Origin of the sequence: Candidatus Thiodiazotropha sp. CDECU1 (assembly GCF_963455295.1) — a bacterium.
Classification (GTDB): Bacteria; Pseudomonadota; Gammaproteobacteria; order Chromatiales; family Chromatiaceae; genus Thiodiazotropha.
Window position 1 is genome coordinate 949,462 of record NZ_OY734020.1, and the last position, 26,495, is coordinate 975,956.

At 54.8% G+C, this 26,495-nt stretch carries 23 protein-coding genes; 15 read left to right on the forward strand and 8 right to left on the reverse strand.

Features of this window, described 5'->3' with window-relative positions:
* Positions 1–47 precede the first annotated feature (47 nt).
* The 11 genes from R2K28_RS04345 to rimI all read left to right on the forward strand — a co-directional run bounded on the left by R2K28_RS04345 (position 48) and on the right by rimI (position 11,997).
* Positions 48–1,310: a BPSS1780 family membrane protein gene (locus R2K28_RS04345; RefSeq protein ID WP_316368158.1), complete on the forward strand. Its 1,263-nt coding sequence runs from the start codon at positions 48–50 to the stop codon at positions 1,308–1,310.
* A 3-nt stretch (positions 1,311–1,313) separates the two neighbouring features.
* Positions 1,314–2,027: an RDD family protein gene (locus R2K28_RS04350; RefSeq protein WP_316368159.1), complete on the forward strand. Its 714-nt coding sequence runs from the start codon at positions 1,314–1,316 to the stop codon at positions 2,025–2,027.
* Entirely contained in the window at positions 2,027–3,016 is a 990-nt protein-coding gene (locus R2K28_RS04355; RefSeq protein ID WP_316368160.1) for a stage II sporulation protein M, read from the forward strand. The genes R2K28_RS04350 and R2K28_RS04355 overlap by 1 nt, the downstream gene beginning before the upstream one ends.
* Positions 3,017–3,029: 13 nt before the next feature.
* Complete coding sequence (locus tag R2K28_RS04360) at positions 3,030–4,487, forward strand: DUF4129 domain-containing protein (protein WP_316368161.1); 1,458 nt, start codon at positions 3,030–3,032, stop codon at positions 4,485–4,487.
* Positions 4,477–5,646, forward strand: coding sequence for a DUF4350 domain-containing protein (locus tag R2K28_RS04365; RefSeq protein ID WP_316368162.1), 1,170 nt, complete (start codon positions 4,477–4,479; stop codon positions 5,644–5,646). Before R2K28_RS04360 ends, R2K28_RS04365 begins: the two co-directional genes overlap by 11 nt.
* A complete protein-coding gene (locus R2K28_RS04370) occupies positions 5,621–6,595 on the forward strand; it encodes an AAA family ATPase (protein ID WP_316368163.1) in 975 nt (324 codons plus the stop codon). The genes R2K28_RS04365 and R2K28_RS04370 overlap by 26 nt, the downstream gene beginning before the upstream one ends.
* The gene (locus tag R2K28_RS04375; protein WP_316368164.1) at positions 6,592–7,896 is read left to right on the forward strand and encodes a DUF58 domain-containing protein; all 1,305 of its coding nucleotides are present in this window, start codon (positions 6,592–6,594) and stop codon (positions 7,894–7,896) included. The genes R2K28_RS04370 and R2K28_RS04375 overlap by 4 nt, the downstream gene beginning before the upstream one ends.
* A gap of 302 nt (positions 7,897–8,198) precedes the next feature.
* A complete protein-coding gene (gene pssA, locus R2K28_RS04380; protein WP_316368165.1) occupies positions 8,199–8,969 on the forward strand; it encodes a CDP-diacylglycerol--serine O-phosphatidyltransferase in 771 nt (256 codons plus the stop codon).
* A gap of 244 nt (positions 8,970–9,213) precedes the next feature.
* The gene (locus R2K28_RS04385) at positions 9,214–10,764 is read left to right on the forward strand and encodes a 2-isopropylmalate synthase (protein WP_116445547.1); all 1,551 of its coding nucleotides are present in this window, start codon (positions 9,214–9,216) and stop codon (positions 10,762–10,764) included.
* Between the two features lie 4 nt (positions 10,765–10,768).
* Positions 10,769–11,533 (forward strand): uracil-DNA glycosylase, encoded by a 765-nt coding sequence (locus R2K28_RS04390; protein WP_316368166.1) that lies wholly within the window; start codon positions 10,769–10,771, stop codon positions 11,531–11,533.
* Positions 11,530–11,997: a ribosomal protein S18-alanine N-acetyltransferase gene (rimI, locus tag R2K28_RS04395; protein ID WP_316368167.1), complete on the forward strand. Its 468-nt coding sequence runs from the start codon at positions 11,530–11,532 to the stop codon at positions 11,995–11,997. Before R2K28_RS04390 ends, rimI begins: the two co-directional genes overlap by 4 nt.
* A gap of 45 nt (positions 11,998–12,042) precedes the next feature.
* Here the strand turns inward: rimI and R2K28_RS04400 are convergent, their stop codons facing one another.
* On the reverse strand, positions 12,043–12,744 hold the full coding sequence (locus tag R2K28_RS04400) for a putative metalloprotease CJM1_0395 family protein (protein WP_316368168.1): 702 nt from the start codon (positions 12,742–12,744) through the stop codon (positions 12,043–12,045).
* Between the two features lie 239 nt (positions 12,745–12,983).
* Between R2K28_RS04400 and R2K28_RS04405 the strand changes: the two genes are divergently transcribed.
* Both R2K28_RS04405 and R2K28_RS04410 read left to right on the forward strand, forming a co-directional pair.
* Positions 12,984–14,564, forward strand: a complete 1,581-nt coding sequence (locus tag R2K28_RS04405; protein ID WP_116448578.1) for a peptide chain release factor 3 — start codon at positions 12,984–12,986, stop codon at positions 14,562–14,564.
* Positions 14,565–14,751: 187 nt separating this feature from the next.
* On the forward strand, positions 14,752–14,961 hold the full coding sequence (locus R2K28_RS04410; RefSeq protein WP_316368169.1) for an acetyltransferase: 210 nt from the start codon (positions 14,752–14,754) through the stop codon (positions 14,959–14,961).
* A gap of 87 nt (positions 14,962–15,048) precedes the next feature.
* On the opposite strand, the gene R2K28_RS04415 is transcribed toward R2K28_RS04410, so the two are convergent.
* Both R2K28_RS04415 and R2K28_RS04420 read right to left on the reverse strand, forming a co-directional pair.
* Positions 15,049–15,984, reverse strand: coding sequence for an isoaspartyl peptidase/L-asparaginase family protein (locus R2K28_RS04415; RefSeq protein WP_316368170.1), 936 nt, complete (start codon positions 15,982–15,984; stop codon positions 15,049–15,051).
* 34 nt (positions 15,985–16,018) lie between these two features.
* Positions 16,019–17,176, reverse strand: coding sequence for an ATP-grasp domain-containing protein (locus R2K28_RS04420; RefSeq protein ID WP_316368171.1), 1,158 nt, complete (start codon positions 17,174–17,176; stop codon positions 16,019–16,021).
* 454 nt (positions 17,177–17,630) lie between these two features.
* Between R2K28_RS04420 and R2K28_RS04425 the strand changes: the two genes are divergently transcribed.
* Positions 17,631–18,854: a glucose-1-phosphate adenylyltransferase gene (locus R2K28_RS04425; RefSeq protein WP_316368172.1), complete on the forward strand. Its 1,224-nt coding sequence runs from the start codon at positions 17,631–17,633 to the stop codon at positions 18,852–18,854.
* Positions 18,855–18,908: 54 nt separating this feature from the next.
* Here the strand turns inward: R2K28_RS04425 and R2K28_RS04430 are convergent, their stop codons facing one another.
* From R2K28_RS04430 to R2K28_RS04445, 4 genes are all read right to left on the reverse strand, one after another.
* Entirely contained in the window at positions 18,909–19,895 is a 987-nt protein-coding gene (locus R2K28_RS04430) for an oxidoreductase (RefSeq protein WP_316368173.1), read from the reverse strand.
* Between the two features lie 6 nt (positions 19,896–19,901).
* The gene (locus R2K28_RS04435) at positions 19,902–21,425 is read right to left on the reverse strand and encodes a fumarate hydratase (protein WP_316368175.1); all 1,524 of its coding nucleotides are present in this window, start codon (positions 21,423–21,425) and stop codon (positions 19,902–19,904) included.
* Between the two features lie 107 nt (positions 21,426–21,532).
* Entirely contained in the window at positions 21,533–22,726 is a 1,194-nt protein-coding gene (gene odhB, locus R2K28_RS04440) for a 2-oxoglutarate dehydrogenase complex dihydrolipoyllysine-residue succinyltransferase (protein WP_316368176.1), read from the reverse strand.
* Positions 22,723–25,581 carry a 2-oxoglutarate dehydrogenase E1 component gene (locus tag R2K28_RS04445; RefSeq protein WP_316368177.1) on the reverse strand — a complete coding sequence of 953 codons (2,859 nt, stop codon included), beginning with the start codon at positions 25,579–25,581 and terminating at the stop codon, positions 22,723–22,725. Before R2K28_RS04445 ends, odhB begins: the two co-directional genes overlap by 4 nt.
* A gap of 373 nt (positions 25,582–25,954) precedes the next feature.
* Here R2K28_RS04445 and R2K28_RS04450 point away from each other — a divergent pair, with 373 nt between their 5' ends.
* Positions 25,955–26,191, forward strand: a complete 237-nt coding sequence (locus R2K28_RS04450) for a fumarate hydratase (RefSeq protein WP_316368178.1) — start codon at positions 25,955–25,957, stop codon at positions 26,189–26,191.
* A gap of 31 nt (positions 26,192–26,222) precedes the next feature.
* On the opposite strand, the gene R2K28_RS04455 is transcribed toward R2K28_RS04450, so the two are convergent.
* On the reverse strand, positions 26,223–26,486 hold the full coding sequence (locus tag R2K28_RS04455; RefSeq protein WP_316368179.1) for a DUF2934 domain-containing protein: 264 nt from the start codon (positions 26,484–26,486) through the stop codon (positions 26,223–26,225).
* Between the last annotated feature and the right edge of the window lie 9 nt (positions 26,487–26,495).

Below are 26,495 nucleotides of genomic sequence, written 5' to 3' on the forward strand. Positions count from 1 at the left end.
ATGCATAGGTCTGATCATTCCAATGGGGTCTACCGGAGCAAGGGGTAATGTCAGAAGTATATAAAGTCATCTATACCGGCAAGCTGAAACCGGGAACAAACCAGGATCGGATCATTGCCCTGTTCAGTGAAAAATTCAGACTGGGACCGGAAAAGGCCAAAAAGCTGATTGTCAGCGGTCGCTCGGTGGCCTTGAAAAAGGATATCGATCTGGAAAAGGCGGAGAAGTATCAGGAGTCCCTTGAAAAGCTGGGTCTGATCATCGAAATCGATCCAAAACCGCCGGTGGAGGATACAATGATGCTCGACAACTCCTCCGAACTAACTCTCGCGGCAATCGATAATGGGGATGATGATGCTACCGAGGTGTTGGATCCCACTATGAATCCCGCCGCTGATCGCTGTCCGAAGTGTGGCTCCTTGAACATGCAGATGGGGATTTGCCAGAACTGCGGTATCGTGGCGGCCAAATATAAAGCGGCTCAGGCGAGAGAGGCCGATCTGGCCACTCAGGTCAATCAGGTAAGCAGCGACAGTGAAGCAGAAGAGAATCCCTACACCACACCGGAAGCTGAGCTGGTGCAGCCTGTGGAAGGGGATATGACTGGACCTCATGGTGTGTCCGCAGGGAATGGATTCAAATGGATCACAAGAGGCTGGTGGCATTTCAAACAGGCACCATTGACTTGGATTGCTATCATAGTCATCTGGTTTGTTTTGACCTTTGTGCTGAGTATGGTGCCCATCCTGGGTGCCCTGATTGTCAACGTTCTGACCCCAGTGTTGCTGGCCGGTCTGATGATCGGCTGTTATGAGCAAGACCAGGGGGACGATATATCTGTCAGCCATCTGTTTGCCGGATTCGCCAACAATGCGGGACAAGGGATACTGGTGGGTGTCTTCTATCTTATCTTTATGATCCTGTTTGTTGTCGGATTTGCCCTCTTCATGTTCGGCAGTATCGGAAGCCTGGCTACGCAACAAGCCGATCCTGAGGCGATGGCGATGATGTTCTTCTCATCCACATTCGTGATTGGACTGCTGATCGCATCCCTGCTGTTTATTCCGATTGTCATGGCCTACCTGTTTGCTCCGGCGTTGGTTGCATTGAACGATATGTCTGCTTGGGAGGCGATGAAGGCGAGCTTCATGGGTTGCATGAAGAATATCCTACCGTTTTTTCTCTACAGCTTGGCTGCGATTGGGCTGATGATTGTCGGTGTTATCCCCTTCGGCCTGGGACTGCTGATCGTCTCCCCGATCCTGATCGCCGCCATCTATGCGGCCTATCGGGATATCTACTATAGCTGATCCATGCAGGTTGATCTGATAGAAGAGGATGCTGTAGAGCCGCTAGATACCCTGCTGAGCTATGAGATCCCGGAGGGTGTGTTACTCGATTATCGCCTTGCCGGGCCAGTGGTACGTGCCTGTGCCTGGGGGATAGATGCCGCAGTGCGCGCTGTGATCTATCTGGTGCTGGTGGTTGTGATGTCCCTCTTGGGCGGCCTGGGCATGGCACTGATTCTAATCGGTTTTTTCCTCATTGAGTGGTTTTATCCTGTGGTGTTCGAGATGCAAAACGGTGCCACACCGGGTAAACGCGCCATGGGGATTTATGTCATACAGGACAATGGCACACCGGTGACGCCGAGTGCCTCGGTGCTCAGAAATCTATTGAGAACCGCTGATTTTCTACCTTTTCTCTACGCAACGGGTCTGTTGACTATGCTGGTCAACAGACGCTTCAAACGCTTGGGAGATCTGGCAGCAGGAACCCTGGTGGTCTATCGTGATAAGCAGAAAACGCGTGAGCTTCCCCCCCAAGCGATTGCCACAAAACCGCCCATTGAGCTTTCCGAATCCGAGCAGCTGACCTTGCTGGCCTTTGCCGAGCGGGGGGAGAAGCTATCCCTCGGTCGACGCCAGGAGCTGGCTGAGTTGCTGACTGAACAGACAGGCTTGAGGGGTGGTGCGGCGGTCGACACACTGTATGCCTATGCAAACTGGATTCTCAAGGGACGCTGATGAGACAACAACAGTTCGAAGCGGAAAATCAGTCCCTGTGGGATGAGATCGCGGCATTGATGGATGATCTCGGGCGGGCGCAGGGCAAACGGCATAGTTCCCTGTCAGAGCAGTTACGATTCCCCGCCCTCTATCGTCAGCTTTGCAGTCACTATGCACTGGCCCGAGGCCGCGGTTTCAGTCCAGCCCTGATTGAGCAGCTGCATGGCCAGGTATTGCGTGGGCACTCCCTGCTCTATCGCCAGCAGGGGGGGTGGCGTTGGCGAATACTTGGCTTTATCTACAGCGGATTTCCCAGTGCCGTGCGCCGTAGCGGCGGCTATTTCGCAATCGCTTTACTGTTCTTTCTGTTACCGGCTGTAGTGATGGGTGTGGGTTGTTATCTGCAGGAGGATTTGATCTACACCCTCATCGATGAAACCACTGTGGCGCAGGTGGAGAGCAGTTACGATCCGACCAATCAAAGACTCGGTCGTGCCCTCGAGCGCAGTTCCGAAACAGACTTCACCATGTTCGGTTACTACATCATGAACAATATCGGAATCGGCTTCAGGGCCTTTGCCAGCGGAATAATATTTGCTGTCGGGACCCTGTTTATATTGTTGTTTAACGGTTTGGTGATCGGTGGCCTGGCCGGCCACTTGAGTCAACTCGGCTATCACGATACCTTCTGGCCATTCGTCTCCGGTCATGGCTCATTCGAGTTGACCGCCATCGTCATTTGCGGGGCTGCAGGACTGCGTCTCGGGCATGCGGTGATTGCACCTGGACAGCGGACCCGCGTACAGGCATTGCAGGAACAGGCACAAGAGGCATTGCAGCTGGTCTTGGGGGCGGCGCTGATGCTGCTCGTAGCGGCCTTTATCGAGGCCTTTTGGTCATCCATGCAGATCCAGCCCGCAACCAAATATGTTGTGGCGGCAATACTCTGGACGACGGTTATCGCCTATCTGTTACTGGTGGGCAGGGGGCGGCGTGGACCTCACTAGGATAGCCATCAAGTTGAGACCACGGCAGGCCTGGGAGAGCATCGATCTGGGTTTTGCCATGGCTCGCAAGTGGTTCCTTCCGCTTTGGACCCTGTGGCTCTGCAGTGCACTACCAGTCATGATCGTCCTGGCACTGCTGCCTCTGCCCCTGTGGCTGGCTGGTCTGCTGCTGTGGTGGTTCAAGCCCCTCTATGAGCCGGCTCTGCTCTATTGGTTGAGTCGTCGCCTGTTTGCTGAAACCACGTCGATCAAGACCCTATATCGCAGTGGGTTCAAGATTGTGCTGCCCCGATTAGTCGCCAATCTTACTTGGGGCCGGTTAAATCCATCCCGCTCTTTTGTCATGCCGGTGGCACTCCTCGAGGGATTGAAGGGCCACCATCGCAGCAGTCGCATCGGGGTTCTCAGCAGAGGCACACATGCGGCCGGATGGCTGACCCTGGTAGGACTCCATTTTGAAATCATATTGGAGCTGGGTTTTATTTTACTCATCATCAGCCTGATCCCCCAGGAGATGCTGTGGATCGATTGGCATAGTTACATTTTCGATCCAGACCCGTTGAGTGAGTGGCTGCATCATGGTTGCGCCTTGCTGGCGATGTCCATAGTCGCTCCCTTTTATGTATCCGGAGGCTTTGCCCTCTATCTCAACCGGCGTAGTCAGCTGGAGGCCTGGGACCTTGAAATCGGTTTGAGAAACATGGCTCAACGCCATCAGCGCAGGCGATTGATGGGTGCCGCATCGCTCCTTCTCGCCGCTTCTCTAACGATCATAGGGGTGCAACCCGGAACGGCTACCGCCCTGGAAATGGATTCCCAGGAGTCCCGGGATCTGATCAGTGAGATATTGGCTGACGATAGTTTCGGACGCTACCAAGAGCGCGGACACTGGAAGTTCATTGGAGAGGAGTCGGAGCAGGATGATAATAATTGGTTGATTGAGTGGTTACAGCGGGTGCTTGGCGGCTTTGGCACCAGCATGGCATTTTACGCTGAGCTGATCATGTGGCTGGCTGCGGCCGGCGTACTCGCCTATCTGCTGCATTGGTTTTTGCAAAACCGTTCCCTGTTGCAGGGCAGGGGGGAATCTCAACGCAACAGCAACAGACATATTCCCACTCAGGTTGCCGGTCTCGACCTGCGTCCGGAGAGTTTACCGGCGGACCCGGCCACAGAGGCCGCCTCCCTGATTCAGGCCGGGGATTATCGAGGCGGATTCAGTCTTCTCTACAGGGCCGCCTTGTCGGTGCTGGTTCATGACCATGCCATACAGATCGTCGAGGGGGCAACCGAGGGTGAGTGCCTGCGCCGGGTCCGCGGCGAGATTGCAGATGAGACCAGCGCTTACTTCTCCAAACTTACCGGCATGTGGCAGCAAATAGCCTATGGACATATCCGGCCACCGGAAGAGAAGGCGCTGCTGCTGTGTCGTGATTGGCACGGTTTTTTTGGGGTGAGCAGTGCGCAATAACAGGCTCCCAATTGCCCTTGGTCTGATAGTGCTGATCCTCATAGGAGGGATCTTTGCTCATTGGTTTACGAATAATTTCGAGTATGTCTCGGAACAGGTTCGCGGCAACATGGGGAAAGAGGCAAGACGCAATCCCCTGCTGGCTGCCGAATACTATCTGTCTCGCCTTGGGATCTCTGTGCAAAGTCACTCGGGCCGTCAGCTTCTGGTCGAACCGCCGCCACAATCCGGGTTGCTTCTGGTGAGAGATCTTGGGCCCCCCCTGCCCGAGTCCCGCGTGGTTTCACTCTTGGCTTGGGTGGAGCGTGGCGGGCATCTGGTTGTGACCCCCGGCAATGCTGTGGAGGAGGGGAGCAGGCATCCGCTCCTGGAACATTTTGGCGTGGGAATAGAAACGGATGAGTTCGACGAAAGGGAGCAGGCCGGTTCGGTCATGTTGCCGTGGAGCGAGGTGATTTTGCAGATCGATTTCGATTTGGACAGGTGGTTCAGTGTGGATAGCGAGACGCCCTATTTTGCATCACCTGATGATGCTTACCCCCATCTGTTGCGTTTTTCCTGGGGCGCGGGCAAGGTTACCTTTCTCAGCGATAACAATTTTTTAACCAATACTCAGATTGGTGAAAAGGATCATGCCCTGCTATTGGCCTACCTTGCCGATGATGTGGATGATGCCTGGTTGTTGTACGATTCCCAGGTGCCATCCCTGTTAACGCTATTGTGGCGTAATGCGCCTTATCTGATGATCAGCCTGGTACTGTTTGGAATAGTGGCTATCAGGCAACTCCAATACACCACCGGTCCACTGCTTACCCCACGCATGACAAAACACCGGGATCTGTTGGAACATCTGCAGGCAAGTGCAGGCTTTGCCTGGCGCTACAACCCGTCAGTGGGACTGCTTGAGGCTTCGCGTAGGGAGGTTGAAAAACGTTGGTTGGCCAGCCACCCTGTATTGCAACCGTTGGATCAAAAGGCCCGTTGCAACTGGCTGGCGAAACAGACGGGTATGACTGCCGAGTCGATACACAGAGCACTCTATTCCGAGCAAGGTGATACAGGTCAATTGATCAAAACCACAACCAATCTGCAGCGACTTTTTGCAGTGCTGCACCCAGAAAGGAACGAGTATAATGGTAGCGGAAGCAGGCTTAGATGAGTCAATTATAGAACGTGCAAGAGGGCTGGAGGCTGAGATAGCGCGTGCGGTAATCGGTCAGCAGCGTGTTATACATGAAGTGACACTGGCGCTTTTATCGGCAGGGCATGTGTTGGTGGAAGGAGTGCCAGGTCTGGGCAAGACTTTACTGGTTCGGTGTTTGGCGGCTGCGGTAAAGGGGTCGTTCAGCCGTATTCAGTTTACCCCGGATCTGATGCCCAGCGATATCTCCGGGCATATCATGTTCGATATGAAGAGCGAGAATTTCCGGGTACGCAAGGGACCTGTGTTTTGTAACCTGCTGCTCGCGGATGAGATAAATCGCTCGCCGGCCAAGACCCAATCGGCACTCCTGGAGGCGATGCAGGAGCAGCAGGTCACCATCGAAGGCCGTACCTTTCCGCTCTCTCCCCCGTTTCTGGTTTTAGCGACCCAGAACCCGATCGAGCAGGAGGGCACCTATCCACTTCCTCAGGCACAACTCGATCGTTTCTTGCTCAAGGTGTTTATTGACTATCCTGCGGAGGGAGATGAGCAGTCGATGGTAAAACAGGTGACCCAGGGGGCGGTTGGTGATCAGCTCGATACCTCCGCCATCCGGCCCCAGTTGAATGCGCAAGAGATCCCGCAGTTACAGGCGCATATCGCACAATTGCAGATGGATGAACAGATCATCGATTATGCAGTGCGTTTGGTCAGGGCGGCACGGGACTGGAACGGTATCGAGGCAGGCCCTGGACCGCGCGGAAGTATCGCGCTGCTGCGGGTGGCCAGAGCCGAGGCATTTTTATCCGCGCGCGATTATGTGACCCCTGACGATATCAAAGTGGCGGCACTGCCGGTGCTGCGACACCGCATTCGACTCGCCACCGACCTGGAGATTGAAGGCTATCAGCCAGACGATGTGCTGAACGACCTATTGGCAAACATACCTGCGCCGCGCCAGTGATCCCCACATCCCGCCTGACAATCGCTCTGTCCCTGCTGTTGCTGCCGGCCCTGTTGGCGGTTTGGTTTCCGCCTTGGGCGTTACTCTGGAAGCTGCTCACTCCAACACTGCTGGTACTTGCCCTGCTCGATCTGCTGCGACTGCGGCGATTGCCTACACCTGAACTGGTGCGTGTTACCCGGACCAGTATTCCGGTGGGGGGTTGGACCGGGGTGGAGCTGGGTCTGCGCAACCCCTCGGACATCGCACTCGATGTGGTGGTTCATGATCACTATCCCGCAGAATTCGAGGCGGACCAGCTGCCTCAATCCCTGGTTCTACCCGCACACCGGCAGACCAATCTGTTCTATCGTGTATTGCCCGAACGCCGGGGCGAGGGGCGATTTAGTGGCGCTGACCTGGTCATCCTCTCGCCTCTGGGTTTGTGGCGACAGAAGCGCTTTGTGGGTCATCTCTCACGGGTTCGGGTGTTCCCGAACTTTCGTGAAATTGCCCGCTATGCGTTACTGGCAACCGACAATCATCTCAGTCAAATGGGTGTTCGCAAGCGCCAGCGCCGCGGCGAAGGGAGTGATTTTCATCAGCTCAGGGAATACCGTACAGGGGACTCCTTGCGGCAGATCGACTGGAAGGCCAGTTCCCGCTATCGCCGCTTGATATCCAAGGAGTATCAGGATGAGCGGGATCAACAGCTTGTCTTCATGCTCGATTGCGGTAGGCATATGCGGCATGAAGATAGGGGGGGCGCTCATCTGGACCAGGCATTGAATGCGATGCTGTTGCTCTGCTATGTGGCGGATCGTCAGGGAGATGCTGTGGGGTTTCTAAGCTTTGGTGGAGACCAGCGCTGGCAGCCGCCAATGAAAGGTGGAGATGTGGTGCGCCGCCTCCTGGATCGAACCTACGATATCGAGCCTACCCTGCAGGCATCGGATTATCTCGGCGCTGCCCACAAATTGATGCCGTTGCAACGCCGTCGGGCCCTGGTGATTATTATGACCAACAGTCGCAACGAGGAGCGGGATGATCTGTTGAAGGCAGTGTCGCTGCTGGCGCGTAGACATCTGGTAGTCGTAGCGGATCTGCATGAGGCGTCCCTGGATGCAGTCGTACAAACCCCAGTGGTCAACCTGCAAGGGGCGTTACGCTTTCAAGCCGTGATGGATTATCTTGGAGAGCGCAAACAGGTGCATGAGAGACTCGTTCACCGGGGTGCCCTGATGGTTGACTGTCGGCCTCAGCAACTGCCTGTAACCCTGGTGAATGCCTATCTCGATGTGAAGGGATCGGGTCGCCTTTGAGCTGGCTGTCCACCCTCACCGACCCTCACCCCAAGAAATAATTATAACTCCGTAAATGAACGCGAATCATCGCAAATGGTTATCTTGCGTAGGGTGTGGCTTGCCGCACCAATCGATAAGCATCAGTATGGTACTGGTGTAACCGGATGGTTAAACGGTGGGGCAAGCCGGACCCACTCATTATCACCCGGTCACCGATTCAGTGGCCGAACATTGTGGGTAAGCAGGTACCGCCAAGTGTGGCGCTTTTAACCATCAGCCTTGTTATAATCCTTAGAGTTTAAATTAAATGGGTCGGTACCATGGAGCCTGAAGAGATCAAGCAGAAGAAACGCAGTCGAGGGATCTATCTGTTACCGAACCTGTTCACCACTGCCGCCCTGTTCGCCGGTTTCTATTCCATTCTCGCGGCCGTCAACGGTAAATTTGAGCTGGCTGCTGTTGCCATCTTTGTGGCTATGCTGATGGATGGCCTGGACGGGCGGGTAGCGCGGCTGACCAAGACCCAGAGCGCATTCGGCGCAGAGTATGACAGCCTGTCGGATATGGTCTCGTTCGGATTGGCGCCGGCCCTGGTTGTCTATATGTGGGCATTGAGCGATCTGGGTAAGCTGGGGTGGTTGGCCGCCTTCATCTACACGGCTACAGGCGCCCTGCGTCTGGCCCGTTTCAACACCCAACTGGCCAGTGCGGACAAGAAATACTTCCAGGGACTGCCGAGTCCGTCAGCGGCCGCCATTATAGCGGCCGGTGTCTGGCTGGGTGTCGATTATGGTATGGATGGAGACACTCTTGGTTGGCCGGCGGCGGTTATCACCACCCTCACCGGTTTGCTGATGGTAAGCAACTTTCGTTACCACAGCTTCAAGGAGATCGATTTTCAAGGCAAGGTGCCCTTCATTGTCCTGGTGGTGGTGGTGATCGTGTTGGCGATTGTACAAACCCATCCGCCCACGGTGCTGTTTCTGCTGTTTCTCGCCTATGGGGTCTCCGGGCCGGTGCTGACCCTGGCCCAGTTACGCAAGCATCGGGAGCATAGAACCGTCAGTGAGCGTAAGGGTGATGATGCCTGATTCCCATCCTGATGAATCTGCTAGCCTCCCCAGTGATCCAACTGCTGCCTGATTAGCCTGGCCGATAAGGGTATCTGGGCTTTGGCCCCGAGACCGATCAGTGCGGATTCATAACCCTAATTGAGAGATGGGATATGGATGATTGGCATTCCCCAGGGGGTGGGTTATATTCGATTGTTAACTTGAAAATAGCTGGATAGTCGGTCGCTAATCGCCACCGCGCTGAATCCCGCTGGAGCGGAGTATGAGCCAAGCTGATCGATTGATCATTTTCGACACCACTTTGCGCGATGGCGAGCAAAGTCCTGGTGCATCCATGACAAAAGATGAAAAGGTCCGCATAGGCAAGGCCTTGGAAAAACTGCGGGTCGACGTCATAGAAGCGGGATTCCCGATTGCAAGCCAGGGTGACTTCGAGGCCGTGTCTGCAGTGGCCAATGTGGTAAAGGATTCTACGGTTTGCGGCTTGGCCCGTGCCCTGGACAAGGACATCGACCGTGCGGGCGAGGCATTGAAGTCAGCCAATTCGGCGCGCATCCACACCTTTATCGCGACCTCGCCGATTCATATGCAGCATAAACTCCGTATGACCCCGGAACAGGTCATCGAGCAGGCAGTGCATGCGGTCAAACGTGCCAGAAGGTATACCGACAACGTGGAGTTCTCTGCCGAGGATGCGGGTCGTTCCGAAATCGATTTTCTATGCCGAATCTTCGAGGCGGTGATCGATGCGGGCGCCTCCACCCTGAATGTTCCCGACACGGTGGGTTATGCCATGCCTCACCAGTTCGGCGAGCTGATTCTGCGTATGCGTGAACGGATCCCGAACGCTGACAAGGCGATATTCTCCGTCCACTGCCATAACGATTTAGGTTTGGCTGTGGCGAATTCACTGTCGGCTGTCAGCAATGGTGCGCGCCAGGTCGAGTGTACGATCAACGGCCTTGGAGAGAGGGCCGGCAACGCATCCCTGGAAGAGGTGGTGATGGCAGCGCGTACGCGGCCCGATATCTTCTCTTGCCAGACCATGCTCGATACCACTCAGATCGTTGCCTGTTCCAAACTGGTTTCCAATATTACCGGTTTTCCGGTACAGCCAAACAAGGCGATTGTTGGCGCAAACGCCTTTGCCCATGAGTCAGGCATTCATCAGGATGGGGTACTGAAATCGAGGGAGACCTACGAAATCATGCGCGCCGAGGATGTGGGTTGGAGCCAGAACCGCATGGTCCTGGGCAAACACTCCGGACGCAATGCGTTTCGCACCCGGTTGGAGAGCCTGGGTATCAGTTTTGAGTCGGAAGAGGAGCTGAATGCCGCCTTTTCCCGCTTCAAGGAGCTGGCAGACAAAAAGCATGAGATCTTCGACGAGGATCTGCAGGCATTGGTGACCGATACCAAGACCGAATCATTCAACGAAAGGGTCAAGCTCATTGCCCTCAAGGTCTGTTCCGAAACCGGTGAAATTCCCCATGCAGAGCTGACCCTCAGCGTCGATAGCGATGAAGAGCCTGGAGCCGCCTCGGGCAGTGGTCCCGTGGATGCGGCCTTCAAGGCCATCGAAAGCATCGTCAATAGCGGTACGGAGCTGCAGCTCTATTCGGTAAACAACATTACCAGCGGCACCGATGCCCAGGGAGAAGTGACGGTAAGACTGGAAAAGGGCGGAAGAATCGCCAATGGCCAGGGCGCCGATACCGATATTGTCATTGCATCGGCCAAGGCCTATATCAATGCGGTGAACAAGATACTGGAACCGGTGGAGAAGGCCCATCCGCAAACCGGGGATGTGTAGCGGGATGCTTGAGCCGCGCCGCAATCAATATCTGAAAGCGATGGGTCTCACCCTATGGCAACGCCGGGTGAGCGTCGAGGTCGGGCAGGTAGATGACATCCCGAATGCCGGGAACGAGGCCCAGCTGGCCGAGCCTGCAACGGACATGCTTAAAACCGACCACATAGAGGAGACTGAACACGTCAGGGAAGTGACGGCAAACGAGCAACCCGATTGGCAGGCACTGCAGCAAAGTGTCAAGGGATGCAAGGCGTGCGGGCTGCGTGCCGGTTGTAGGCAAACTGTATTCGGTGTCGGCGATCCCCAGGCAGACCTGCTGGTGATCGGTGAAGCCCCCGGTGCCGACGAGGATCGGCAGGGTGAACCCTTCGTCGGTCGAGCCGGTCAGCTGCTGAATGGGATGCTGTTGGCCATGGGCTACAAACGTGAAGCGGTCTTCATCGCCAACATTGTCAAATGCAGGCCCCCCGACAACCGTGATCCTAAGCCCGAGGAGGCCCTCCACTGCGAACCCCATCTGTTAAGACAGATTGAACTGATAAAGCCGAAAGTGATACTCGCTGTAGGACGCATTGCGGCACAAAATCTGCTCAAGTCCGATATTGCCGTGGGTAAGCTGCGGGGGCGGATTCACAGCTTCGGACAAGCGGCTATTCCATTGGTTGTGACCTACCATCCCGCCTATCTATTGAGATCCCCGGAACAGAAAGGCAAGGCCTGGCAGGATCTGCAACTGGCGCTTTCCGTATTACGGGAAGATTCAGTGTGAGTGCCCAGCTACTGGATCCACTGCTAGGCATCCGGCCCATGCAGACAGAGGATCTCCCCCAGGTCCTGACGATCGAGGAGTCGGTCTACCCCTTCCCCTGGACTCTGGGGATCTTTCATGACTGCCTGCGTGTCGGCTACTGCTGCTGGGTGCTGACCCTCGATCAACAGGTGATCGGTTATGGTGTGATGTCTGTGGTGATCGATGAGTCACACATTCTCAACATCTGTATCGATCCCCAGTGGCAAGGCAAGGGGTTAGGCGTGAAGTTGATCCAACGCCTGTTGAAAATAGCCCGTCAACATGGCGCCGAGACAGTCTATCTGGAGGTCAGGGCCGGTAACATAGCTGCAATTGGGCTGTATGAAAAATTGGGTTTTGTGGAGATAGGCCAGAGACGTGGCTACTATCCGGACCAGAATCAATCCCGGGAGGATGCATTGCTGATGTCACTGGAGTTGTAGGGTCTGGCCAGGCAGATCCGATAGGGGACTGGAAAATGCAGCGGTTTATATCATCTCATCGATAACAGTGGGATTGCTGTGCAGGCTGGCCATACTGCCAACGGCTTTAAAGGATGCAATGGCCCGCTGCTCAAGCGGGGCGACTTGATCCCTTGCCGGTTCCCCATCACTGCTACTGCCAGCCGCCTTACTTTGGTTTTCCGCAAGTTGCTGACGCTGCGCGGCTTGAACTTCACTTCTTGCCTGTGCTGCCATTGCCGAAGCTTGTGCCGCGACCTGACGATCCTGGGGAGACGGGTCAGCCGGAGCCAGGGCTGCGCGGCGGACTGTTTCGGCCTGCCTGACCCGCTGTTCCGGGCTGTTGGTTGAGGGCATGCGGATCGAAACCTCTCCGCCCACAGCGTAGTTACGGCCATCGGGGCCTCTTGTATAGGTGTAGCTGCCACCGGAAGCCAAACCGCCCGCGGCGGCCCGATGGGCGGCCTCATGGGCCCGGACCTCCCGGTCTCTCTTCTGCAACTCCCTGACTTCAGCCTTTTCTTCCTGGGTTAATTGGCTGCTCTCTGTGCTCTCACGAACCGGTCGTTGGGTGGTGCTTTCACGGGTAGCCGGGGTGGCGGCAGAGTCTGCATAGGCGCCGCCAGACGGGCTTGTCTCGCTGCTAGAGGCCTTGGCGCCGACTGAAGTTCGATCTGCCGCAGATGCGGTATTGCCGAGTCCAGATAGCATGCCGACGGAGAGATCCATAGTGTTACCAATTCATTTCACCTGCCACAATTATAAGCAACAAACCAAGCTATGGCTTGATAGCCACCAACAATACCTAAGCTTTCGGAATTAGCTTCCCGCCGCGTGTCCAATCACTATCCGGATATGGTTCATCTCCATTCTAAACCCTATGAGTGGGGCCTCAGGCTGAGTAAGTCACTACCCTGGCCATGAATGGGGTATAATCCGCGGCTTTTTAACGGTGAAACTAGGCTTCAATGTCCGAACTGCTTGAACAACTCAGCCGGCGACGTACTTTCGCCATCATCTCCCACCCGGATGCGGGTAAAACCACCTTGACGGAGAAACTGCTCCTGTATGGGGGGGCGATCCAGATGGCGGGCACCGTCAAAGGGCGCAAAGCGGCAAGGCATGCCACCTCCGACTGGATGGAGATGGAGAAGGAGCGGGGTATCTCGGTCACCTCGTCGGTGATGCAGTTTCCCTACCGGGATGAGATCGTCAATCTGCTCGACACCCCCGGCCATGAGGATTTTTCGGAGGATACCTACCGTACCCTGACGGCGGTGGATTCCGCATTGATGGTCATCGATGTGGCAAAAGGCGTGGAGGCGCGGACGATTAAATTAATGGATGTATGCCGTCTGCGTGATACCCCGATTCTCACCTTCGTCAATAAACTCGACCGGGAGGGGCGGGATCCCCTGGAGATACTGGATGAGATCGAGGAGGTGCTGAAGATCAAGTGCTCCCCTGTATCCTGGCCGATCGGCATGGGTAAGCGTCTGAAGGGGGTTTACGATCTGCGTAGCGATACCACCCATCTCTTCAGCGCCACCCACGGCGGCAAGATCCAGGTGGGTGAGATCATCGAGGGGATCGACAATCCCAAGCTGGATGAGCTGATCGGCAGCCAGGCCGGGGAGCTGCGTGAGGAGATCGAACTGGTGCGTGGCGCCAGTCATGAACTGGATCTGGAGGCCTATGCCCGGGGTGAATTGACACCGGTGTTTTTCGGCTCGGCAATCAATAACTTCGGTGTCAAAGAGCTGTTGGATGCCTTCGTCGAGTATGCCCCGGGACCCCTGTCCCGCACTACCCAACAGCGCCTGGTAGAGCCGTCCGAGTCAAAGTTCAGCGGCTTTATCTTTAAGATCCAGGCCAACATGGATCCGCAACACCGGGATCGTGTTGCCTTTTTGCGTGTCTGTTCAGGCAGTTATCGCAAAGGCATGAAGATGCGGCAAGTCCGTATCGGCAAAACTGTGCAGATCAGTAATGCCATTACTTTCCAGGCCGATGAACGTCGCCATGTGGAGGAGGCATGGCCGGGAGATATCATCGGTCTGCATAATCATGGCACCATCCAGATCGGTGACACCTTCACTGAAGGTGAAGCGCTGAAATATGAGGGCATCCCCTATTTTGCCCCGGAGCTGTTCCGCCGCGTGGTATTGAAAGATCCGCTCAAGCAGAAGGCGCTGTTGAAAGGGGTGTTGCAGCTGTGCGAAGAGGGCGCCACCCAGGTCTTCAGGCCATTGAAAAACAACGATCTTATTCTGGGTGCGGTGGGTGTGCTGCAGTTCGATGTGGCGGTGGCGCGACTGAAACATGAATATAAGGTCGAGGCAATCGTCGAGCCGGTGAATGTGGTCACCACCCGTTGGATAGCCTGCCAGGATGAAAAAATGCTGGAGCGTTTCAAGGATAAGGCCCATGACAACCTGGCTTTGGATGGGGATGATCAACTCGTCTACCTGGCACCCACCCGGGTGAATCTCGACCTGGCCATGGAGCGTTGGCCCGATATCGAATTTCTAGCCACACGGGAACTATAGAATCCTCACCAATCGAGGTTACTCACGGTCACAGGGTCGGGAAAGCATGGAGCGCTAACTCCATACTCATAGCGCGTTGAAAATCGCCATTGCTAATCCATAATTACTATAGAAGCCTTGAAGATGATGGAGGCTCTTTAATTGTTAGGGTTGATCTCCACTGCCCTGGGTGAGAAGGAGGTAGTTGATGTTTCTAATGCAGAAAAATAGTGAAAAGCTGGTTGAAGTATTGAGTCTGACAGACCTTTTTAATCCGAATCATCCTGATATCATTGGCCGCTTCCATGCGGGAGAAGAGATGCAGGATGCGGAGAAGTTTGCCAAGGATCAGATGAAATTCCCTTCCGGGGAATCACTCCCTCAATGCTGGTTGGATTCCAAATATCGGCAGCATTGATCGATCTCTGTGGCTACGACCAGGGGTTGATCCAATATCCAGTTCGATGCTTGCCCAGGTCCTGATCCAGGGTGTCTTGGTTCAGGATCAGAAACTCGCATTGCTTTGGCCCGATTTTTCTATCCAGCCGTGGATCATCTTTTTGGTTGTAAAGTCGGCAGCACAGTTGCCCTGGTGGTCTACGACGATCATACCACCCCTGCCTTTGACCTTGCGTAGCAGATATTCGATGCCATACTCAACCGCTCCCTTGGCGTCACAGTTGAGAAATTCCATGGCATCAGAGACCGTCTTTGCAAGGACAGTGCGCATGAAATCCTCGCCAAATCCGGTCGTTGATACCGCGCAGGTCTGATTATCGGCAAATACACCTGCCCCGACGATCGGTGAATCACCCACCCGTCCCATGCGTTTGTTGACTATGCCCCCGGTGGATGTGGCAGCAGCCATATTCCCCTCCAGGTCCCGGGCGACGGCACCGATGGTGCCGTACTTCTGCTCTTCGGAGGCCTCACTGCTGTCATCATGGTCGAGCATGATTCGGTGCTGCAGGCGCGCCTGTTCCAGCTGTTGAATACGGTCAGGCGTGAAAAAATAGTGATCCGGCGTCAGGGGCATACCGCAGTGGGCGGCAAACTTCATCGCGCCCTCGCTGATCAACATCACATGTTCGCTCTCCGCCATCACCAGACGCGCCAATTGGACTGGATTGGCGATATTGCTCACCGCGGCGACTGCACCCGCGGAGAGGTCGCGACCATCCATGATAGCGGCATCCATCTCCACCTTGCCGTTCTCATTGAGAACGGAACCGCATCCGGCGTTGAAAACCGGGTCGTCCTCCAACTGTGATGCGCATGACTCCACCACTTCCAGGGCATTACCACCGCGAATGAGTATCTCACGGCCGTGTTCCAGAACGGTACGGATGCTCTCCAGATAGCGTAGGGCTGTTTTATTATCCTTGACATTGTCCAGGGCACCGGCGCCGCCATGCACCATCAGCGAGAAGGTCTCTTGCATTGTTTTCTGTGTTTGCGTTGATCCTGCTGTAAAGCTACCAGAGGCGTTGCTGCAACTCTAGTTTGATTCGCTGACGTGTTGTCCGGTTACCTGCGATCATGAACATGACCTTGCCGACCAGGATCGTGCCCCAATTGACAATAATGACACCCTCTCCAGTTGACGGATTGTACTCGAGGTCACGAATATCCAAGCTATCGAGAGAGCGATGCCAGGTTGAAAAGTTACAAGATTCCCACTCATCAATACCGCATTTCATCGCTATCAAGGTTGGATAGGATGCGCCGTTGTAACGAGGATTGCACTCGATGGCGAGATACTCGCTCTTCTGCCCCTGTTGCAATACCGCCACATCGAAGGCAAGAATATCCTTGAAGCCGCGCTCTGCCATCCATTCGGCCATAGGCTCAACAATTCCCCAGGGTTCGTAAGGTGTGGGATAGAAATTTCCCTGGTGGGCCGTACCCTCGAGAATCTGTTCCGTGGCAAGCAGTCTCCTGCATTCTCCATCGGTTATCCGATACTGCAGATTGAGAAAGGTCTCTGTCTTAACCTCCTGTTGCAGTTGCACAGGAGTGTCTGCGGCAAAGTTTGACATCGCCAGTGATAAGGCATCCCGATCCTCGCATCGATAGATGCCGACGCCGGAAACCGAGATGGCGGCTTTGAGATAACAGGGGAAGGGGAAGGTGCTGAGCTCCTCATCCGATATCTCTGCGACACTGTTGAAACAGCTTGTCTTTGGTACAGGCACTCCCAACTCGTCTGCCAGGGACATGAAGTTGTTCTTGGAATTGATGAACTCGACGGTTTTGGCCCAGCCTATATCACCGCCCTTTTTAAGCTCCATGTCACCATAGAAAAAGTGTGATGGGGTGATGCCGCCATGAACAGGCATATATTCAGGGCTGATGTCCCAGATTACATTGTGGCTGTGGTGCAGACCGATGCGCGAGTAGTGATCAGTAATCTCTTCCCATTCGCTCTTCAACAATGGGTGAAGTTGGATCATATCGTCATGTTCGGTGGCACCAAGGACTCTGCCGGAATAGAGGTAGTTGCCTTTTACGCCCTCGGCGGTGCATGACATGATATCGTGATTGAAGACCCTAGGATTTGTTGGTCTGGCCGGAATCTGGTGGACCACGCTACCTTTTGCCTGATGAATCCCTTGTGTTCCCTTTGTGATCATGAATCTGCCCTGTCTTTGTATCGGATGATTCCCCTCTCATCTGCAAAATAGGCGCCAGATTCTAGGATTTTGCATTTATACATCCAGGTTATCAGCGGCATTTAAATAGGTAGGTTCATGAATTGACTGGAAATATCGCAGGGATATCAATGCTCACCCGAGATCATGCGCGGCTTTGTTATATGTGGATGTTGCGATTTGCCGAGGGGTGGTATGCGCTATCAGAGTGCACCGATGCTGTCGACACTGTCATTGGTGGATGAAAATAGTGCGCCCAACGGCCGTATGATCGATGGGTGGGAACAGTATTTGAGCTGTGAGCCGCAGGATTTGTTATTGAAATGGATATCCTTGTGTGGGACTGTTTCTTGCTTGTTCAGCTACCAAGATCTCACTTGGGAACCCTCGATAGGCAGATGGCTGTTGATGGGTCTTAGATATACCGGAGCAAAAGATGCTAGATAAGACATTGACGGTCATCCTTGCGGGTGGTCAGGGTTCACGCCTGCAACCACTGACGCTGGAGCGTACCAAGGCCGCGGTACCCTTCGGCGGTCAATACAGGATTATCGATTTTTCCCTGGTCAACTGTCTCCACTCCGGACTCCGCAGGATTCTGGTACTGACCCAGTACAAATCCCACTCCCTGCAAAAGCATTTGCGAGATGGATGGTCGCTCTTCAATCCGGAACTGGGGGAATACATCACTGCGGTTCCACCGCAAATGCGTAGGGGCAGTGGTTGGTATGATGGTACCGCGGATGCGGTCTACCAGAATCTCTACATGCTCAAGCGCAGTGGGGCTGAGCGGGTACTGATCCTGCCTGGCGACCATATCTACCGCATGGATTATGCTCCCATGATCGCCTTTCACATGCAGCAGAATGCCAGTGTTACGGTTGCATGCATGCAGCGCCCTTTCCCAGAGGTCGGTCTTTCCGGGGTTTTGGATATGGACCAGAACAGTCGAGTCAACACCTATGGGACCCTGCAGGTACAGCATCAGGTTGATGATGACGATGTTGCAACCGCCCAGGTTTCAATGGGGATCTATCTCTTCTCCATCGATAAGTTGATCGAGGCGCTGGAGGAGGATCATGATCTGGCTGGTTCCAGCCATGATCTTACCCAGGACATCCTGCCAAGAATGGTTGGCGATGGGGGCGTCTACGCCTATCAATTCGGTGGCGAGGCAGGACGCGTCAGTCAGGATCGCTATTGGCGTGACGTAGCCACCATTGACAGTTACTACGACGCCAATATGGAGTTACTGGACCCGGTTCCGTCACTGGATCTGTATCAACCTGAATGGCCGATCCGTACCCACCATGGGCAAAATCCGCCAGCCAGGACCGTACCGGGCGTCTCCGGCAGCGAGGGAATCTTTATCAACTCCATCGTCGCCAATGGCGTACTCATCGTCGGTGGCAGCGTGCAACACTCCATTCTGTTTCCTAAGACCCTGATCGGCGATGAAGCGGTGATCCACAACTCAATCCTTTTCGATGCTGTGAAGGTTGGCGATGGAGCGCAGTTGGAGAACTGTATCATCGACAAGGGTGTGGTGATCCCGCCAGGGGTGCGTATCGGATTTGATCAGGAGAGCGATGCTGCCCGCTTTACCGTTTCACCCAAGGGGGTGGTTGTGGTGCCAAAGGGTTATCGCTTCAGAAGCTGAAAGGCCTCTAGGGCCTGTTAACAGGCCCTAGCCAGGATATCTTCTCAAGCTATCTTACAGGGTCACCAGGGTGCGCCCCACGATCTTGCCCGCCAGCATCTGTTCAAAGATCTCTGGCAGTTGTTCCATGGAGACTGTCTGGGTCAGGATGTCGTCCAGATGCCTGGGCCTGAGGTCGGTGGCCAGGCGCTGCCAGAGCTCCTCCCTGATCTCGCCAGGACAACCTGATGAGTTGATACCGAGCAGGCTCACGCCACGCAAGATAAAAGGCATCACCGTGGTGTTCAAATCGTGGCCGCCGGCCAGGCCTATGGCTGCGATGTTGCCCCAGGGTCTGATCTTACGTGTGATGCTTGAGAGCGTCTTACCACCCACGTTGTCCACAGCGCCGCCCCACACGCCTCTTTCCAGGGCATGGTGATAGCTGTTGACCTGCTCCCGCCCCAACACCTCTTGGGCGCCGAGGTGTTCCAGATAGGCCTGTTGATCGGCCTTGCCGGTGACAGCATGCACCTCAAATCCCTCGCCATCGAAGATGTTGACTGCGATACAACCCACGCCGCCTGTGGCGCCGGTGATCAGTATCGGGCCCATGTCTGGGCGTTGGCCGTTGGTTTCCATCCTGTGCAGGGCCAAGGCAGCGGTGAAACCGGCAGTGCCCAAAATCATCGACTGGGAGGCTGATAGGCCTTGGGGCAGGGGTACTGCCCAGTCTGCCGGTACCCTGAGATATTCGGCATATCCGCCATCAGCGGTGGTGGAGAGCTCATATCCTGTGACGATCACCGTGTCACCGGGCTTGAAGCGCTTGTCACCGCTCTCGGCAACTTCTCCACAGGCATCGATACCGCCGGTGAGTGGATAGCGTCTGAGGATCTGCGCCTTGCCTGTCCCAGCCAGGGCATCTTTGTAATTGATGCTGGAGTATTGCACCCGGATCAGGATTTCACCCTTATCCGGGGTCTGTAACTCAAGCGCTTCAATCCCTGCTGAGTGCTGGGCATTGTCCCGATGTATACGAAAGGCTTTATAAGAAGTCATGTCGAACTACTCCGATACAACTGGTATCTTTCCTATCTTGCCCCGCCATTCGGCAGGACCCATCTGATGAACGGAGTCACCGCGGCTGTCTACGGCCACAGTGACGGGGAAATCGACCACTTCGAATTCCCGTATCGCCTCCATGCCGAGATCCTCGAATGCCAGCAGACGGGAGCTGCGAATCGCCTTGGAAACAAGATAAGCGGCACCGCCCACAGCCATCAGGTAGACGGCTTTATGGCGCTTTATCGCTGCCAGGGCTGCGGGCCCCCGTTCGGCCTTGCCGACCATGCCGAATAGACCCGCCTGATCCAACATCACTTCGCTGAACTTATCCATGCGTGTGGCAGTGGTGGGACCGGCCGGACCTACCACCTCATCGCGTACAGGATCGACCGGTCCCACGTAATAGATGAAGCGGCCATGGAAATCGATGCCGTCGGGGAGTGGCTGGTCGTTGGCATAGAGATCGGCAATACGCTTATGCGCGGCATCCCGTCCGGTCAATAGCTTGCCATTGAGGAGTATGAGTTCCCCCGGTTGCCAGCTTGCTATCTCCTCCTTGCTGATACTATCCAGATCGACCCGGCGGGCCTGCGGAGAGGCCTCCCAGGTGACATCAGGCCAGTCGTCCGGGGCAGGGGGGGTGAGCAGGGCCGGCCCGCTGCCATCCAGGGTGAACTCCACATGGCGGGTGGCGGCGCAGTTGGGGATCATGCCCACCGGCAGCGATGCTGCGTGGGTGGGAAAGTCGCTGACCTTTACGTCCAGCACGGTGGTCAAGCCACCGAGTCCCTGCGCACCTATACCCAATGCATTGACCTTGTCATAGATCTCCAGGCGCAGCTCCTCCTTGCGATTCTCCGGACCCCGTGCCTGTAATTCATGGATGTCGATGGGTTCCATGAGTGACTCTTTGGCCAGCAGCATGGCCTTTTCGGCCGAGCCTCCGACACCGATGCCAAGCATCCCGGGAGGACACCATCCGGCCCCCATTTTGGGCACCTCCTGCAACACCCAGTCCACAAGAGAACCGGAGGGATTGAGCACCTTGAAGCGGGATTTGTTTTCCGAACCGCCCCCCTTGGCAGCGACTTTCACCTCAACCTTGTCTCCCGGCACCAGTTCCATGTGAATAATCGCAGGGGTGTTGTCGCCGCTGTTCTTGCGACTGCCGAGTGGATCGTTGACCATGGAAAATCGCAACACATTGTCGGGATGGGCATAACCGTGCCGCACACCTTCATTGACCATATCGCTGATCGACATTTCGCCATCCCATTGAACCTGCATGCCGATCTTGAGAAACACCACCACCATACCGGTGTCCTGGCAGACGGGACGCCTCCCCTCGGCGCACATGCGGGAATTAACCAGGATCTGTGCCATTGCATCCTTGGCGGCGGGACTCTCCTCTTTGGCCCAGGCTTCACCCATGGCCTTGAGAAAGTCGACCGGGTGATAGTAGGAGATGAACTGCAGGGCATCGGCGATGCTGTGGATAAGGTCTTCCTGGCGGATGCGGGTCATGGTCAATCCTGTCAATACAGTGTCGACCGGTAGATACCGGTCTGTCGTTGATCTCGTATTTTTTCTATTTGTTGAGGCTGATTAGCAAGATTATTGTTAATGCAGAATCAGATTTCCAGTAGCAAGCGACTGGGATCCTCCAGTAATTGCTTGATGGTTACCAGGAACTGTACTGCGTCCCGACCGTCGATAATACGATGATCATAGGAGAGCGCCAGATACATAACAGGACGTATCACGATCTCACCCTTTTCCGCTACCGGTCGTTGTTGAATGGAGTGCATGCCGAGAATCGCACTCTGGGGTGGATTGAGGATCGGTGTGGAGAGCATGGAACCGAATACACCGCCGTTGGTGATGGAGAATGTGCCCCCGGTCAGGTCATCATAACTCAATGATCCCTCCTTGGCCTTGAGGCCGTAATCCTTGATTCTCTGCTCGATGGCGGCGAAGCTGAGCTGATCCGCGTCACGCAGTATCGGTACCACCAGGCCGCGAGGGGAGGAGACAGCGATACCGATGTCGAAGTAGCCGTGATAGAGGATATCGTCACCATCCATGGTGGCATTGATAATCGGATACTGTTTCAACGCCTCGACTGCTGCCTTGACAAAAAAGGCCATGAATCCCAGGCGTACATTGTGGCGTTTTTCAAACTCATCCCGATATTTAACCCGAAGATCGGAGACAGCCTGCAGATTCACCTCATTGAAGGTGGTGAGGATGGCGGCAGTCTGCTGCGCCTCCACCAATCGTTCCGCAACCCGCTTGCGCAGGCGTGTCATTGGCACCCTTTCTTCAACCCGGCCCGTTGGGGCAGGGGCGGGCGGAGTGGATGGCGTAGGTTCGACACGGCTTGTGGCTACCGCTGTACTGTTTTGTGCGGCGATGGCCGCTTCCACATCGGATTTGACGATACGTCCGTTTTTACCGCTGCCCTGAATGCTGTTGGGATCGATACCGCTCTCCTTCACCAGTCGCCTTACAGCAGGAGAGAGTGCGGGTGGTTCTTGCTCCGCTTGCGGGGCTTCTGCTGGTTGCTCTTGAGTGGCGGGTGTCCCCGCACCGGCCTCCAGAACCCCCAATAGATCATCAGCCTCAACGGTTTCACCCTCTTTGAAGTGAATCGTGGTCAGGGTGCCTGATTGTGGTGACGGCACTTCAAGTACGACCTTGTCGGTTTCAAGATCGACCAGGGTTTCATCCTGTTCGACATGTTCACCCGGCTGTTTGTGCCAACTCAGAATAGTTGCATCTGTAACCGATTCGGGAAGTTGGGGAACGCGTAGTTCGATGCTCATTGATAGTCCTGGTTCCTGTAGTTCATGCGGGGGTTGATACGTCCGGTGAGGGCCTCGTCAATCAGGGTTTCCTGCTGCTTGATATGTACCGAGCGGTAACCGACGGAGGGGGCCGCTGCTGAAGCACGACCAACATAACAGAGCTGCCTGTTTTTCGAGGTTAGGGGGTAGAAGCGGTGTTTGATCTGATCCCATGCACCTTGATTTTGCGGCTCTTCCTGACACCAGATAACCATTTTTGCACTCTTGTAGCGTTTTACGACCTTGTCGAAATCCTTTTGCGGGAAGGGATACAGCTGCTCTATGCGGATTATCGCCACATCATCCAGGCCACGGGAGCGACGGGTCTCCAGTAATTCATAATAGACCTTTCCGGAGCACATGATGAGGCGCTTCACCTTTTTCGGATCGATGTCATCGATCTCGTCGATGACATTCTTGAATCCGCCTTCCAGCAGGTCTTGCTTGGGGGATGTGGCCAAACGGTGCCTGAGCAGGCTTTTCGGGGTCATTACGACGAGTGGATGACGATAGGGTCGCAGCATCTGGCGTCTTATCAGATGGAATATTTGGGATGCCGAACTGGGTACGCAGACCTGGATATTGTGGTTGGCGCAAAGGCGCAGAAAGCGCTCCGGACGGGCTGAGGAGTGTTCGGCGCCCTGGCCTTCATAGCCATGGGGCAGGAACATGGTCAGACCGCATAACAGGCCCCACTTTTCACCGCCCGAGGTGATGAACTGATCGATGACAACCTGAGCCCCGTTGGCGAAATCACCGAATTGGGCCTCCCAGATCGTCAGGCAACCGGGCTCTGCGGTGGCATAGCCATACTCGAAACCGAGCACCGCCTCCTCGGATAACAGAGAGTCGATGACCAGGAAATCGGCCTGGTCAGGGGTCAGGTGCTGCAGGGGTATCAGGGATTCGCCGTCGGCCTGATTATGCAACACCGCGTGACGATGAAAGAAGGTCCCGCGTCCCGAGTCCTGGCCCGAGAGCCGCACCGGAATGCCCTCTGTCAACAGCGAGGCATAGGCCAGGTTCTCGGCAAAACCCCAATCGACGAACTGATCACCGGTGGCCATGCGATGTCGCTCTGTCCATATCTTCTCAACCCGCGGGTGGAGTTCAAAGCCGCCTGGTACATGCAGGAGTTGATCTGCCAGCATTGCAAAACGCTCACTGTTCAGGCGGGTATCCACCGGGTGTTCCCATTCGATACCCTTATAGGCATTCCATCTCACGGCATAGGGATGACGCAGGGCGCAGGTTACAGGCCTTGCCACCACAATGCCCTGGTCCAGGGAGTCTCGATAGTTATTCACCAGATCCCGGGCGTGCTGGGGAGAGATCACCGATTCCTGCACCAGTTGATCCGCATACAGGGTTCGCAGGGTAGGGTAGTTGCGGATCTTCTTGTACATCTCGGGTTGCGTGACGGCGGGTTCATCGGCTTCGTTGTGACCAAGGCGGCGATAGCAGATCACATCAATTACCACGTCCTTGCGAAAGCGCATGCGAAATTCGAGCGCCAAGCGGGTGACGTAGAGCACTGCTTCGGGATCATCCCCATTGACGTGAAAGATCGGTGCCTGCACCATCTTGGCCACATCGGTGCAATACAGGGTAGAGCGGGTATCCATGGGATTGCTGGTAGTGAACCCGACCTGGTTATTGATGATGATATGTACCGTGCCACCGGTGGTATAGCCACGGGTTTGCGACAGGTTCAGGGTCTCCATCACCACGCCCTGGCCGGCAAACGCCGAATCGCCGTGGATCAGGATAGGCAATACCCTGGATCCGTCATGATCACCACGGCGGCGTTGCCGTGCTCTTACCGAACCTTCGATGACGGGATTGATGATTTCCAGGTGCGAGGGATTGAAGCCCAATGCCACATGCACCATCTCACCCTCAGTGTTGATATCGGTGGAGAAACCCATGTGGTACTTAACGTCACCGGAGAGACGCACCGGATCGATTGTCACCCGGCCTTCGAATTCATCAAAGATATCCTGCGGCGGTTTGCCCAATATATTGGTCAGGACATTGATGCGCCCGCGATGGGCCATGCCGATGAGCACTTCGCTGATGCCGTTGGTGCCGCAATTTTGAATCAGATCATCCAGCAAAGGGATCAGGGATTCACCACCCTCCAGGGAGAACCTTTTCTGACCTACATAGCGGTTATGCAGGTACTTTTCGATCCCCTCAGCCGCGGTCAGCAGGGTCAATAGCCAGATCTTTTGTTTATGGCTGAACTGTTGGAAGAGGTGCCGTTGCTCGATGCGTTCCTGGATCCAGCGCTTCTGCTGGGTGCTGGTAATATGTCCATACTCTGTGCCGATACTGCCGCAGTAACTTTTTTTGACCAGTTCGATAATATCCCGCAGTGGCATGCGCTCTGGCGCGAACAGTGAGCCGGTATTATAAATAGTGTTTTGGTCGATCCTGTCCAGCTTATGGTAGGCCAGGTCCAGGTCACGAACATACACCGGATCGCGCAATTTGAGGGGATCGAGATCCGCGTTCTGGTGGCCACGCATACGATACCCATTGATATAGCGTAATACTGAAGCCTGCTGTTCAGCGGCACCGGGAGAGAGATTCTCGTTTGCGGTAACGGTTGCAGAGCGCTTTTCATTGACCAGATGGAGAAAACGCTGGCGTATGGGTTCGTGGGCGGTGTCTATATGGTCTTGTTTCGGTAGACTGTCGAACTCTCTTCGCCAATCCTCCGGGATACTCTGCGGATCTTTGAGGTAATTTTCGTAGAGCTCTTCAACAAATGTGGCATTGCCGCCTGAATAGGCGGAGGTGGATCTGAGTAAATCCAGATAATCGGTCATTTTTCAAAGCCCATTTGGGTGTTTGGTTGATGGATAATTTATTTTTGGGCAGCTATCAGTAAATGTTAGCACAGACAGCTAGATTGACAGAAGATAGTAGAAAAAATTCTATGTGCGTTTTATATAAAATATTGCTTTAATCAATACATTAACCATACTCTATCTCGAATCATGCCCTAGCTCTGCTAAAATAGTGTGGTGTCTCATATGGATTATTGCTTTCTGTGGTTCGCCCATGAGGGTTTGAAAACAGCTTGTACCGCAATGCTGTTGAGGTGTGTCTCCACTAGACACACTTAACGACAAGACTCTATGCTGAGTCCGTTTATTTGTGAGGCACCGCACATGGCAGTCAGGTGAAAAGAGAAAGCTATTGTCTGGACAAGATAGTAACAAATTAAGGGTCAATCTCAATCCGATCTCGTTGGAGGCGGATCTGGCCTATTTCGGTGCCCGGCTGGAACTGGTTGGAGAACCGGAAACCCATTATCAGGCAGCGCAGCTGAAGGTCTATAAGGCATTGGAAGCCGCATTGGAGGAGAACCTGAAACGCCTTCGCAGAAAGGAGTCCCGGTCTAAGACTAAGGTGAAAAAGAAGAAAAAGGGATGATTTTTTAGGGCGCTGGCCTGGTGCCAACAGCCTATTTCGATTTGTCGGTTTTTAGCAAGGCATCTATCTGCTGTTCTGCCTGCTGCCAATCCAGGACCACCCTGTCTGGATCGAAACCGTGCTTTTCAGCGATAAAGTAGGCTGCTTCGGCGATCATGTCCAGGCGTTGGTCCTGATTGACTACAGAGCTTTTTTTAGCGCCTTTTTTCTCTTTTTTTGAGACATTTTTTTTATCTTTCTTGGTTAGCTTTTTGCCTTCCTTCTTGCTTTTCTCTTTGTCTCTTTTCTTCCCCATCAGACCACC